The organism is Catellatospora sp. NPDC049609 (genome assembly GCF_040675365.1).
GTDB lineage: Bacteria > Actinomycetota > Actinomycetes > Mycobacteriales > Micromonosporaceae > Catellatospora.
The window spans coordinates 1-12,307 of sequence record NZ_JBFAOU010000007.1 but is presented as its reverse complement, the minus strand read 5'-3'; the positions used below and the strand labels follow the sequence as shown (position 1 = coordinate 12,307).

General features: G+C 74.1%; 9 protein-coding genes. 6 read left to right on the top strand and 3 right to left on the bottom strand.

The features are described 5' to 3' along the window. The first annotated feature begins 95 nt into the window (after window positions 1–95). Together AB0J67_RS03295 and AB0J67_RS03290 are read left to right on the top strand one after the other, a co-directional pair. A complete protein-coding gene (locus tag AB0J67_RS03295; protein ID WP_363475725.1) occupies window positions 96–596 on the top strand; it encodes a SigE family RNA polymerase sigma factor in 501 nt (166 codons plus the stop codon). Beyond that, window positions 593–1,963, top strand: a complete 1,371-nt coding sequence (locus AB0J67_RS03290) for a hypothetical protein (protein WP_363475723.1) — start codon at window positions 593–595, stop codon at window positions 1,961–1,963. Before AB0J67_RS03295 ends, AB0J67_RS03290 begins: the two co-directional genes overlap by 4 nt. 64 nt (window positions 1,964–2,027) lie before the next feature. Here the strand turns inward: AB0J67_RS03290 and AB0J67_RS03285 are convergent, their stop codons facing one another. Further along, window positions 2,028–2,864 carry a potassium channel family protein gene (locus tag AB0J67_RS03285; RefSeq protein WP_363475721.1) on the bottom strand — a complete coding sequence of 279 codons (837 nt, stop codon included), beginning with the start codon at window positions 2,862–2,864 and terminating at the stop codon, window positions 2,028–2,030. A gap of 139 nt (window positions 2,865–3,003) precedes the next feature. Further along, the gene (locus AB0J67_RS03280; RefSeq protein WP_363475719.1) at window positions 3,004–3,486 is read right to left on the bottom strand and encodes a MarR family transcriptional regulator; all 483 of its coding nucleotides are present in this window, start codon (window positions 3,484–3,486) and stop codon (window positions 3,004–3,006) included. A gap of 84 nt (window positions 3,487–3,570) precedes the next feature. On the opposite strand from AB0J67_RS03280, the gene AB0J67_RS03275 reads away from it, so the two are divergent. The 3 genes from AB0J67_RS03275 (at window position 3,571) to AB0J67_RS03265 (ending at window position 8,365) form a co-directional block, all read left to right on the top strand. Further along, window positions 3,571–4,236: an NAD(P)H-binding protein gene (locus tag AB0J67_RS03275; RefSeq protein WP_363475717.1), complete on the top strand. Its 666-nt coding sequence runs from the start codon at window positions 3,571–3,573 to the stop codon at window positions 4,234–4,236. A gap of 321 nt (window positions 4,237–4,557) precedes the next feature. Continuing rightward, on the top strand, window positions 4,558–7,626 hold the full coding sequence (locus AB0J67_RS03270; RefSeq protein WP_363475715.1) for an EAL domain-containing protein: 3,069 nt from the start codon (window positions 4,558–4,560) through the stop codon (window positions 7,624–7,626). Window positions 7,627–7,684: 58 nt separating this feature from the next. Continuing rightward, window positions 7,685–8,365, top strand: coding sequence for a DUF899 family protein (locus AB0J67_RS03265; protein ID WP_363475713.1), 681 nt, complete (start codon window positions 7,685–7,687; stop codon window positions 8,363–8,365). Here AB0J67_RS03265 and AB0J67_RS03260 read toward each other — a convergent pair whose 3' ends face one another. Next, window positions 8,366–10,534, bottom strand: a complete 2,169-nt coding sequence (locus AB0J67_RS03260) for a DEAD/DEAH box helicase (RefSeq protein WP_363475711.1) — start codon at window positions 10,532–10,534, stop codon at window positions 8,366–8,368. A 332-nt stretch (window positions 10,535–10,866) separates the two neighbouring features. On the opposite strand from AB0J67_RS03260, the gene AB0J67_RS03255 reads away from it, so the two are divergent. Further along, entirely contained in the window at window positions 10,867–12,264 is a 1,398-nt protein-coding gene (locus AB0J67_RS03255; protein ID WP_363475709.1) for a trehalose-6-phosphate synthase, read from the top strand. Window positions 12,265–12,307: the final 43 nt, after the last annotated feature.

The following is a 12,307-nucleotide window of genomic DNA, read 5'->3' as shown; positions in this document are numbered from 1 at the left end:
TGGCCTACCGTCGCGGGTCCCCGAAGATTCGTCGGCCGGGCGGCACAACCGCCGGGCGGCGTGCTCCGGTCAGGGGTACGGACGAGAGGGGTCGCATGCGGGCCGACGAGGAACGCGCGTTCACCGAGTACGCGCAGGGGCGGGTGCTGGAACTGCGCCGCACGGCATACCGGCTGTGCGGCGACTGGGACCAGGCGCACGACCTCACCCAGACCGCCCTGATCCGGCTCTACCGCCACTGGGCGCGGGTGTCGCGGGCCGACTCCCCGGACGCCTACGTGCGCCGCATGCTGGTCAACACCTTCCTCGACGACCGCCAGTCCTGGTGGTCACGGCGGGTCAGGCCGTTCGCCGAGCCGCCGGACGGCCCCGCCCCGGCCGAGGACGTGGCCGACCGCCTGGACCTGATGGCCGCGCTGGCCAGGCTCGCCCCCGGCCAGCGCGCCGTGATCGTGCTGCGCTACTGGGAAGGCCTGGACGTGGCCGAGACGGCGCGGGTGCTCGGCTGCTCACCGGGCACGGTCAAGAGCCAGACGTCGTACGCCATCGCCGCGCTACGGCGGCTGCTGCCGAACCACCTCGGAGGCCGGGCATGAACGACCAGCAGATCACGGACCTGCTTGCCGCCACCCCGCAGGATCCCGAGCCGCCACTGCCGCCGGGCCTGCTGGAGGGCCTGATCCCGGCGGCCCGGCGCGACCTGCGCCGGCGGCGGGCCACCGCCGCGCTGTGCGCCGTCGCCGCGCTGCTGCTCGGCACCGGCGTGCTGCTGATCCCGCCGGTCGGCGGCGACACCGGCCCGGCCCTGCGGCCGCCGGGCACCGCGACCCTGCCCGACCGGATCGCCGGGTACTCGCCGCTGACCGGCACGGTCGGCGACTCCCCACCCGGCCGGGCGATCATGCTGTACGGGTACGGCAACAGCGAGATGTTCAGCACCTACCAGTCGCTCGTGCTGTCCGCCGACACCGACGCCTACCGGCAGCTCGACGCCGTGTCCGGCTACAGCGGATCCTGGCTGCTCGCCCCGGACGGGCGCACGGTCGTGCTGGCCCCACCGGACCGCAGCACCGCCGAGGTGCAGGTGGTCGACCTGGAGACCGGGCAGACCCGGGAGGTGAGGCTGCCCCGCGCCGGCGGCGTCACCCCGCTGGCGCTGTCCCCGGACGGCCACACCCTGGCGTACTCGGTCGTCGACACCACCCGCATCGCCGGTGACCTGGCCATGGGCGTCGGCAACGTCATCCAGCAGCACGCCTCCGAGCACGGCGAGCTGGTGCTGCTCGATTTGCGCACCGGGCGGGCTGTGCAGACCGGGGTCGGGCCGGCGGCGGCGGCCGCGTTCGCGCCGGACGGGCGGCGGCTGGCGGTCCAGTCCCGGCTGCAGACCTTGCTGGTGGGCCTGGACGGCGGCCGGCAGGGCGAGCTGGCGGTGCCGCAGGGCTACGGCATCACCATGCACAACGCGTGGTCACCGTCGGGCGGGTTGCTCGCCGTGGTGCCGTGGGCCGTCGAGGACTGGGGGACCGACCGGGCGTACACCCTCGACTACACCAGACCGGGCGCGGTGCGGACGGTGAGCCTCGCCGAGCCGTCGGCGCTGCGGGTCGGCGCGGCGGAGACGGAGACGTTCCTGGGCTGGCTGTCCGACGCCGAGGTGCTGGGCAGGTCCTGGGACTACGCCTCCGACACCGGCGCGCTGTGGGCGGTGCCCGTCGACGGCTCCGCCCCGCGGGTGCTCAGCGGTTTCGACGCCGCCTACCGGTGCGAGCTGGGCACCCAGCGCTGCGTGCCGTACGAGGTAGCGGTGGCCGCCGGGCTGCTGCCCGAGCTGACCGTGCGCCCGGCCGGTCCGCCGGAGCGGGGCCCCTGGCCGATCGCCTTCCGGCTCGCCGCGCTCGGCCTGTTCCTCGCACTCGCGGTGGGGGGCTGGTGGCTGGTGCGGCGGGTCCGGCGCCGATGACCGGCTGCCGAGCAGTGCCGGTGTGTGCGGCTGCCGACGGGTTCGATGCGCAGCGGGTGGCGGCTCACTCGCCCGGCGTGGGCTGGTCTCCCGCGGTGAGGTGACGGGTGAGCACGGTCAGCTGCTCCCGCAGGCCGGCCAGCTCCCGCACCTCCGCGCGGAGGTGGGCGAGCTCGGCGAGCACCGGCTCGTTCGACGGTTCCCGTTCGGCTCCGGACTCCTCGGGCTGGAGGCCGAAGAAGCTGGCGAGCGAGCCGGCGAGGAGGCCGAGCAGGGCGACGCCCATGAACATGATGGCCGTGCCGTCGATCCGGCCGGCGGTCGTGACGGGCACGATGTCGCCGTACCCCACGGTGGTCAGGGTGACCGTCGCCCACCAGATGGCGTCGCCGAAGGTGGCGAACTCCGGGTTCGTGGGGTGCTCCGCGTAGTAGGCCATGGCGGCACCCACGAAGAGGACCGCCACGGCGACGACCGCGACCCGCCCCAGCCGGGCGAAGAGCCGCCGGACACCCTTGGTGGCGAGCAGGAGCCGGCTGAGCCTGGCCAGGCGGAGGATCACCACGATGCTGCCGCCGTGTGCCCCGGCGAGCAGGAACCACGGTGCGGTGAGGAGCACGATCGCGAGGTCGAACTTGCCCAGGCGGGTGCCCAGGTAGTTCACCAGCAGTCGCTCGTGCGCGAAGAAGTCGACGACGAACACCAGCCACGAGACCACGCCGATCAGGACGGCGACCCAGTTCCCCTGCTCGGGCACGATGATCAGGGGCAGTACCGCCGACAGGATGATCGGCAGCCGGGCCAGGCGGTCGTACTTCGCCAGCGCCGCCGCGGCCGCCGCGTCACGCGGCTGTCCGCGTCGCGGGACCGCCGCGGTGCTTTCCCCGTCCGTCGCGTTCACATCACAGATCCTGCCCGTCGCGAACCGTCGCGTTCGGTAACCGGGCAGCTCACGCCGCAGCGTGTTGTCAGCCGCAGCCGGTGCGCGGACGGGCACCAGTGCCGTGGCGGGAGCCGGCCGCCCGGGATGGTGTACGCCATCAGGCGCCGGCGATGTCGCCGGTCGCGCCGCGGACGGCCGCGCCGGCGCGGCGCAGGAAGTCCGCCACCACGCGCAGCTCCTCCTCGGTGCAGCCCGCGCAGAGCTCGTCCATGGCCGCGTTCGCGTCGGCGAACAGCCCGTGGATCTCGCGGGCGCGGTCGGGCGGCACCCGCAGGGCCACGCTGCGCCGGTCCGCGCTGTCCCGCTCGCGCACCAGCCAGCCGCCGCGCTCCAGCCGGTCCAGCACGCCGGTCATGGTCGCCGGGTGCAGACCCGCGGTCCGGGCCAGCGTGCTGGGGCTGAGCGGGCCGTGCCGGCTGACCAGGTCGAGGCAGTCCAGGTCGACCTCCCGCAACCCGAGCCGGGCCCCGACCTGCCGGTTGAGCATGCCCAGCTGGACGCGCAGGTCCCGCAGGTCGCCCTTGATGACGTTGCCGAGCTGCCGGCGCTCCCGCGGCCCCGGAGGTGTTACGGGATTCATATTGTATGGACTCCGAACTGAGATAGTACGACACTCATATTGTATGAGCGCCTGACGGCGCACCCGACAGGAAAGGGCGGCACCATGAAGCTGACCATCTTCGCGGCGACCGGCGGCATCGGCCGCCTGCTGCTGGCGCAGGCGACCGCGGCGGGACACGAGGTGACCGCGGTGGCCCGCGACCCGAGGCGCCTGCCGGCCGGTGTCCGGGCGGTCGCCGCCGACCTCGCGGCGCCGGACCCGTCGGCGCTGGCCGAGGCCGTCGCCGGGGCCGACGCGGTGCTGTCCGCGCTCGGGCCGCGCAGCAGGGCCGACGCGGGGATCACCGCGCCCGGCACCCGCGCGATCGTCGACGCGATGAAGCAGTCCGGCGTGCGCCGGATCGTCGTCGTCAGCGCCGCGCCCGTCGGCACCGTCGCCTCGCCGGGCAACCCGCGCCCGCCGCGGCACGACCCCGGTGACGGCGTCTTCATGCGCTACCTGGTCGGCCCGCTGGTGAAGGCGGCGCTGCGGGTGCACTACGAGGACCTGGCGCTGATGGAGGACGTGCTGCGCGGCAGCGGCCTGGACTGGACGTCGGTGCGCCCGCCGCGGCTGACCGACCGGCCGCTGACCGGCACGTACCGCACGGCGCTGGGCCGCAACATCCGCGGCGGCGCCTTCGCCTCCCGCGCGAACGTCGCCGACTGCATGCTGCGCGCCCTCGCCCGGCCGGAGACCGTCGGGCAGACGGTGGGCATCGCCGACTAGGGGCGGCTATTCCGGGACGGATGTCTATTTGCTATGAAACATCAGACAAGCCGTTAGCCTGGCTAAAGGTGTACCTTTGCGGCGTTCGCAAAAGTGGTGAATCGCCCCCCAGCGGCAGACGGACAGGCCGATGCCGGCCCCTCCAGGCCGGCCCCAGGGCTGGACGTCTGCCCATACCCGGCGAAGGTCGCGGCAGCCCGCGGCCGCCGGGTAGCCGACGTCAAAGGTGCAGGTCAGCTATTGAGGCACGTGTTCAGGCAAGCAGCCCCGGCTGAAGCTCTGGCCAGGCAGCCGCGAGCAGCCGTTCTCCCCTTCAACGCCATGGCGGTCCTCGCCGCCCTGGTGATCGTCGGCCTGGCCGGGTTCGTCCTGCCCGACCCGGCGGACAGCGTGGCGTCGGCGCTGATCGGCGCGGGCGCGGCCGTGGCGATCGGCTACGGCGTCCGCCGCCACCGGCCCAGCCGGCCCTGGCCGTGGTGGGTCCTGTGCGCGGCGATCTGCCTGTCGGCGCTCGGCGACGCGGCGTACGCCGTGGTGGCCGGCGCGCACCGGCCGGACGCGTTCTTCCCCTCCGTGGCCGACGTCCTCTACCTGGCCATGTATCCCGTCCTCATCGCGGGCCTGCTCGGCCTGACCGGCCCGCGGGCCCGGGTCCGCCGGCGCACGGTGCCGCTGGACACGATGATCCTGGTCAGCGGCCTCGGGCTGCTGATCTGGATCTTCCTGGTCACGCCGCACCTGGCCGACCAGAGCATGTCCCCGGCGCAGCGGCTGCTGTCGGTGGTCTATCCCGTCGGCGACGTGCTGATCCTGGCCGCGGTCGCCCGGCTGGTCGTCGTGCACCGCTTCCGTCCCGCCGTCACGCTCATGGCCGCCGGCACCGCGGGACTGCTGCTCACCGACCTGGTGTACGCGCTGTCGCCGCTGCGCGGCCACGGCCCCGTCGGGCACCTCATCGACCTGGGCTGGCTGCTGTTCTACGTCGGGTGGGCCGCCGCGGCCCTGCACCCGTCCATGGCCGCGCTCACCCAGCCGCCGCCGGTCGCCCCGCGCCGGCTGAGCCCGGCCCGGCAGGCGATCCTGCTCGGCGGCGCCGCGCTGCTGCCGTCGGCGCTGCTGGCGATCGAGGCGGTCAACGGCCGCGTCCTGCACACCCCGGTGCTCACCGCGTTCGCCGCGGTCACGACGATCCTGATCGCGGCCCGGCTGCACGGCGTCATCGCCGAGCACCGCCGCCACCTCGCCCACGCGGAGGTGCTGCGCGCCACCGCCACCGAACTCGTCGGGGCCACCGACGTGCCGGACGTGCGCGACTGCCTGGCCGCCGCGATCGGCCAGCTGGCCCCGAACCGCCCCGCCGCCTTCCACATGATCATGAACGAGGACGGTGGCGGGACACCCTTCCCCGCCGACTTCGGCGCGACGATCATCGAGGCGGGCGCGCTCACCCCGGCCGCGGCCGCGGCCGTCGCGCCCTACCCGCACGTGCTGGTCTGCCCGGTGCGGCTCGGCAGGCACCACGGCGGCGACGCCGCGCACCGGGCGACGCTGCTCGTCGGCGCCGACGCCGGGCTGCTGCAGACCCTGCAGTCGCCGGTGGCGACCCTGGCCGCGCAGAGCGCCCTGGCGCTGGAGCGCGTCGCGCTCACCCGGCGGCTCGTGCAGCACGACAGCGAGCAGTACTTCCGCGCCCTGGTCCACAACGCCACCGACGTCATCCTCATCGTCGAGCCCGGCGACCTGCGCATCCGGTACGCGAGCCCGTCCGCGGCCGGCGTCTTCGGCCCCGGCGAGCTGCGCGGCGCGTGCCTTGCCGAGCTGACCGCCCCCGAGGGCCGCCGCCGGGTGCGCGATCAGCTCGCCAACGCCCCCGCGGGACCGGTCGGCGGGATCGCGGACTGGGCGGTGATCGGCGACGACGGGCAGCGCATGGAGCTCGAGGCGATCTGCCGCGACCTGCGCGACGAGCCCGCCGTCGGCGGCGTCGTGGTCACCCTGCGGGACGTGACCGGGCAGCGGCGCATGCAGCGCGAGCTGACCTACCAGGCCTACCACGACTCGCTGACCGAGCTGACCAACCGGGCGGCGTTCCGGCAGAAGCTGACCGAGGCCGCCGACCGGGCGCACCAGACGGGCACGCTGGCCGGCGTGCTGTTCATCGACCTGGACGACTTCAAGCTGGTCAACGACACCCTCGGGCACGACTCCGGGGACCGGCTGCTGCGCCTGGTCGCCCGGCGCATCGTGGGCGCGATCCGGCCGTACGACACCGCCGCGCGCCTGGGCGGCGACGAGTTCGCGGTGCTCATCGAGCACGCGCCCCAGCCGCAGGCCGTCTTCGACGTGGCCGACCGGGTGGTGGCCGCGCTGGCCAAGCCGTTCGAGCTCGACGGGCGGCTGGTGTCCGGGCGCGCCAGCGTCGGCGTGTCCTTCACGAACGACGGGCACACCGCCGAGGACCTGCTGCGCCAGGCCGACGTGGCCCTGTACGCCGCCAAGGCCGAGGGCAAGGGTGGCTGGCGCTCGCACGACCCGGCGCTGGACACCCAGACCGTCGAGCGCATCCAGCTGCGCGCCGAGCTGGAGCAGGCGGTCGCCCGCGGCGAGTTCTTCCTGGAGTACCAGCCGATCGTGCGGCTGGCCGACCAGGCCGCGGTCGGGTTCGAGGCGCTGCTGCGCTGGAACCATCCGCGACTGGGCCGGGTGATGCCCGGCCGGTTCATCGAGATCGCCGAGGACACCGGCACGATCGTGCCGATCGGCAACTGGGCGCTGGGCGAGGCGATCCGGGCGGCGGCCCGCTGGCCGCAGCCGCCCACCGGCGAGGAGCCTTACGTCAGCGTGAACGTCTCGGCGCGGCAGTTCCGCACCAGCGGCTTCGCCGCCCGGGTGCTCGACACCCTGCGCGAGGCGGGGCTGCCCACCCGGCGGCTGCTGCTGGAGATCACCGAGACGCTGCTGCTCGGCGACGAGGAGCAGGTCTGGCAGGACCTGACCGACCTGCGGCAGGCCGGCGTGCGGGTGGCGATCGACGACTTCGGCACCGGCTACTCCGCGCTGAACTACCTGCGCCACACCCCGCTGGACGTGCTCAAGCTCGACCGGGTGTTCACCAGCAACATCACCACGTCGCAGCACCAGAGCGACCTGGTCGCGGGCATCCTCACCCTGGCGGACAAGGTCAACCTCGACGCCGTCGCCGAGGGCATCGAGCAGCCCGCCGAGCTCGCCCACCTGCAGGACGCCGGCTGCAGCTACGGCCAGGGCTACCTGTTCGCCCGCCCGATGAGCGACGACCAGACCCGCGACTGGATCACCGCCGCGCGCCGGCGCGTGGCGACGCCGCCGCGTGTGACGGTTCCGCCGCCCGGCGACCCGGCGCGAGCCTAGGCTGGTTGGCGAAGCGGGCGCGGCGGCCCGGCACCCGCGCCGTCTCCGGGAGGTCGCGATGCGTCAGACCAATCTCGGCGGGGAGTCGGCCGAGTACACCGCCGCCCGCAAGGAGCTGCGCCAGGCCGAGATCGAGCTGATGCGCCACCGCGAGCGCGTCGCGGCGCTGCGCCGCGCGCTGCCGCCGGGCCCCGTCGTCGACGACTACGTGTTCGAGGAGGGGCCCGCCGACCTGGCCGCGGGCGACGCGCCGGTGACCACGGTGCGCCTGGCCGACCTGTTCACCGGGTCCGGGCGCGACCTGATCGTCTACCAGTTCATGTACGGCAAGAAGCAGACCGAGCCCTGTCCGATGTGCACCATGTGGCTCGACGGGTTCAACGGGGTGGCCCGCCACGTCGCGCAGAACGCCGATCTCGTGGTCGTCGCGGCGGCCGACCCGCCCGCGCTGCGCGCCCACGCCCGCAGCCGCGGCTGGACCAACCTGCGCCTGCTCAGCGCCGGGACCGGCCCGTTCAAGTACGACCTCGGCAGCGAGGACGCCGACGGCGACCAGGACTCGACCGTGTCGGTGTTCACCCGCGACGACGACGGGACCGTGCGCCACTTCTACTCGGCGCACCCCCGCCTGGCCGACGACCTCGACGAGCGGGGCATCGACCTGCTCAGCCCGGTCTGGCACCTGCTCGACCTCACCCGCAACGGCCGCGGCGACTGGTCCGCCGGGCTCGGCTACTGATCACCGGTCGCCGGACCTGCGCAGCCGCGCCCGCTCCTGCTCGATGATCAGGCGTTCGGCGGCGGCCTGCCCGCTCCCGGCCTCGGCGCCGTCGACGGCCTGCGCGTTGGCCTCCTTCGACGCGCTCGGGCGGGCGTACTCGTCGAACAGCGCGGCCTTGCCCGCGACCAGCTCGCGCATGCTGGTGTCGACGGTGTCCTCGGCGATCAGCCGGAAGACCTGCACCGGCCGGACCTGGCCCATCCGGTGGCAGCGCGCGATGGCCTGCTCCTCGGTGCTGGGCTTCCACTGCGGCTCGACCAGGATCACCACCGAGGCGGTCTGCAGGTTCAGGCCCACGCCGCCGACCTCGATCTGGGTGACCAGCACGGCGGGTCTGCGGGCCGCGGTGAACGCGTCGATGACCTGCTGGCGCTGCAGCGGCGGGGTCGAGCCGGTGAGCGGACCGTGTGCCCGGGTGCCCAGCGCCGCGGCGACCGCGGCGAGCACGTCGCGGAAGTACGAGAACACGACCACCTTGTGCCCCTCGGCCAGCGCCTCCCGGGCGATCTCGCGGATGTGGTCGAGCTTGGTCGAGGCCCCGGCCGGGTCGCCGAAGGTGGCCCGGCGCATGGTCATGAAGTGTCCCTCCCAGACGGCCTTGCGGTAGGCGGCGAGTTCGTCGTGGGACAGCTCCACCGGCTGCACGGTCTCGATCCGGTCGGGCAGCTCGCCGAGCACGTCGGACTGGTTGCGGCGCAGGTACGCCGGCGCGATGGCGCTGCGGAACGCGGCGGGCGACACCGCCGCGGCGGCCTGCCGGGCCACCTCGGGGTTGACGTGCTCGGTGAGCACGCCGAACTCGGTCACCCGGTTCTCCAGCGGGGTGCCGGTCAGCAGCGCGACCCGGTCGGCCCGCTCGATGAGCCGCCGGCTGTGCGACGTGCGCTTGGCCGCCGGGTTCTTGATGTAGTGCGCCTCGTCGAACGCCGCCATGGCGACCCGCACGTCCGCGAGGTCGAGACGTTCCAGCGCCGTGTACGTGGTCACGCCGACGCCGCCCTGGGCGCGCCAGGCGGCGGTGCTCTTGGCCATGTCCCCGCCGTAGAGCAGGCGCGGGGTCAGCTTGCAGTGGCGCCGGATCTCGTGCATCCAGTTGCCGGCCAGGCTCGGCGGGCAGACCACGAGGAAGTGCCGCTCGCCGCCGGCGGCCAGATGGCACATGGCCGCGAGCGTCTCGACGGTCTTGCCCAGTCCCATCTCGTCGCCGAGGATCACCCGCCGCTGCGCGATCATGAACCGGGCGCCGAAGGACTGGTAGCCGCGCAGCGTGGAGTTCAGCAGGCTGGTGTCCAGGCGCAGCTCGTCGACGCGGGCGGCGTCGTCGGGCGGCAGCTGCCCGGCCGGTCCGCGCCCGGCGGTGTCCTGCCCGGTCGCCTCGGCCAGCAACGTCAGGTACGTCGCGGCGTCGGCCTGGTAAGCCCGCCACAGCTGCGCGGGGGTCGGCTCGTGCGCCAGGGCCCGCTCGGCGGTGTGCACCTTGGTGCGGGCGGCGGCCAGCCGCGGCGTGCTCAGCGCGGCGTCGAGTTCGGCCAGTGCCGCGCGGTCGGCCCGGCGGCCCTCGCGGCCGCGGAACAGGCTGCGCCAGCGGCTGTTGGCGCGGCGGGCGCCGTCGATCCGGGGCGCGACGGCGTCGTGCAGCTCGCGGGCCCGGCCGAGGACGGGGCGCACCTTGCGGCGGGCGACGGCGAGCCGGTGCAGGGACAGCAGCAGGTGGGTGTCGGCGGGCGAGCGGCGGTCCGGGTCGGGGCGCAGCACGGTCTCGGCCTCGGCTTCGACGGTCTCGGCCAGGGCCTGGACCGCGGCGTCGAGCTGGGTGACGGTGGTGGGCCCGATGCCGGGGTACTGGTGCAGCTGCCGGCGGCCGGCGATGAGCTGGCCGACGGTGGAGAACCCGGCCGCCTGCAGCGGCCCGAGGCGCAGCCGCCCGCCGGCGGTCTCCCGCAGCCGGGTGATGTCGGCCTGGTGCAGGCGTTCGTCCAGCAGCCGCCGGCGGTGCTCGGCGGCGAGCCCGCGGATCTCGGTGAGCAGGCGCTGCTCGGCCTCCAGCAGCCCGTGTGCGGCGCGTTGCGCATCGGCGGCGTCGGTGACCAGGGCACGTGCCTGCGGGCTGCGTGCGGCGGTGCTCATCGTTACCTCGTTTCGCGCCTGCCGTGCGGTGGCACAGCCCCACGGATTCTTGAGGTGCTGATGCCCGCTTCGGTATCGGACGTACCGGCGCTCTCCAGCCGATCGCGGTCGCGGGTGTCGGCGCCGCAGGGCCCGATCTGTCCATTGTGTAGTGTTCATCGGAGCTGCTTACTGCATGATCCGGCGTGGAGTGAATCCGGCGCGAATGAAGGATGTGCTTGCTGTAATCGCCGCGTAACTTTGGGTTGATACAAGTTCGCGTGACCCGGTCAATGCCGCACAGTCGTGTAAACCGACTCATAACCGCGAAAGCTCGGAAAGGGGAGCACCCGATGCGGGACGCCTCACTCGTCGTGGTCGCCAGCCGTCTTCCCATCAACGACGCCGCCGCCTCCGAAGGGGTGTTCGAGTGGCGCCGCAGCCCCGGCGGGCTGGGCGAGGCGCTGCATCCCGTGCTGATCAACAAGCCGGCCACCTGGATCGGCTGGGCGGGCCAGCCCGGGCCCACCCCGTCGCTGCCCGACGTCGACGGCGTGCACATGGTCCCGGTGGAGCTGTCCGAGCAGGACGTACGCGACCACTACGAGGGGTTCGCCAACTCGACGCTGTGGCCGCTCTACCACGACGCCGTCGAGCCCGCGGTGCACCACCGCCGCTGGTGGGAGGCGTACCAGCGGGTCAACCAGCATTACGCCGACCACACCGCCCGGGTGGCCGCCCACGGCGCCGTGGTGTGGGTGCAGGACTACCACCTGCAGCTGGTGCCCGCGATGCTGCGCGCCCAGCGGCCCGACCTGCGCATCGGCTTCTTCCTGCACGTGCCGTTCCCGCCCCCGGAGCTGTTCATGCAGCTGCCGCGCCGCGCCGAGCTGCTGCGCGGCATGCTCGGCGCCGACCTGATCGGGTTCCAGCGCATCCAGGCCGTGCACAACTTCCACCAGCTCGCCGCGAAGGTGCTGGGCGCGACCGTCGACGAGCGCGGCGTGCGGGTCGACGGCCGCCTCGCGGCCACCGGCGCCTTCCCGGTGTCGATAGACACCGCCGAGATGGAGGCGCTGGCCAGCCGCGACGAGGTCGTGCGCAAGGCCGCCAAGCTGCGTGCCGACCTGGGCGACCCGCAGCGGGTGATCCTCAGCGTGGACCGGCTCGACTACACCAAGGGCATCGAGCACCGGCTCAAGGCATACCGGGAGCTGCTGGCCGACGGCCGGCTCAAGGCGCCCGAGACGGTGCTGGTGCAGGTCGCGGTCCCGAGCCGGGAGCGCGTCGAGCAGTACCGGTTGCTGCGCGACCGGGTCGAGCGCGAGGTCGGCCGGATCAACGGCGACTTCGGCCGGGTCGGCGGGGCCGCGGTGCACTACCTGAGCCAGGTCTTCGACCGCACCGAGCTGGCCGCGCTCTACCGGGCCGCCGACGTCATGGCGGTCACCCCGCTGCGCGACGGCATGAACCTGGTCGCCAAGGAGTACGTCGCCGCGCGGGTCGACGGATGCGGTGCGCTGGTGCTCAGCGAGTTCGCCGGGGCCGCCGCCGAGCTGACGCAGGCATACCTGGTCAACCCGCACGACGTGGAGGGCGTCAAGGACACCCTCATCGAGGTGCTGAAGGCCGATCCGGCCGAGCCGAGCCCGCAGCTGGCGGCGATGCGGGCGCACCTGCGCGAGCACGACATCCAGGCCTGGGCGCGCGCCTACCTGACGGCGCTGGAGGCGGCCTGCGCGGGCCGGTGACCGGGCGCGACCGCGAGGCGGCGGCTGCGGGGGGCCACCGCCC

Bases quoted from the DNA above. Each gene is read 5' to 3' on its own strand.
- AB0J67_RS03265 (WP_363475713.1), top strand. From the start codon at position 7,685: ATGCGTCAGACCAATCTCGGCGGGGAGTCGGCCGAGTACACCGCCGCC.
- AB0J67_RS03275 (WP_363475717.1), top strand. From the start codon at position 3,571: ATGAAGCTGACCATCTTCGCGGCGACCGGCGGCATCGGCCGCCTGCTG.
- AB0J67_RS03290 (WP_363475723.1), top strand. From the start codon at position 593: ATGAACGACCAGCAGATCACGGACCTGCTTGCCGCCACCCCGCAGGAT.
- AB0J67_RS03255 (WP_363475709.1), top strand. From the start codon at position 10,867: ATGCGGGACGCCTCACTCGTCGTGGTCGCCAGCCGTCTTCCCATCAAC.
- AB0J67_RS03270 (WP_363475715.1), top strand. From the start codon at position 4,558: ATGGCGGTCCTCGCCGCCCTGGTGATCGTCGGCCTGGCCGGGTTCGTC.
- AB0J67_RS03295 (WP_363475725.1), top strand. From the start codon at position 96: ATGCGGGCCGACGAGGAACGCGCGTTCACCGAGTACGCGCAGGGGCGG.
- AB0J67_RS03280 (WP_363475719.1), bottom strand. From the start codon at position 3,486: ATGAATCCCGTAACACCTCCGGGGCCGCGGGAGCGCCGGCAGCTCGGC.
- AB0J67_RS03260 (WP_363475711.1), bottom strand. From the start codon at position 10,534: ATGAGCACCGCCGCACGCAGCCCGCAGGCACGTGCCCTGGTCACCGAC.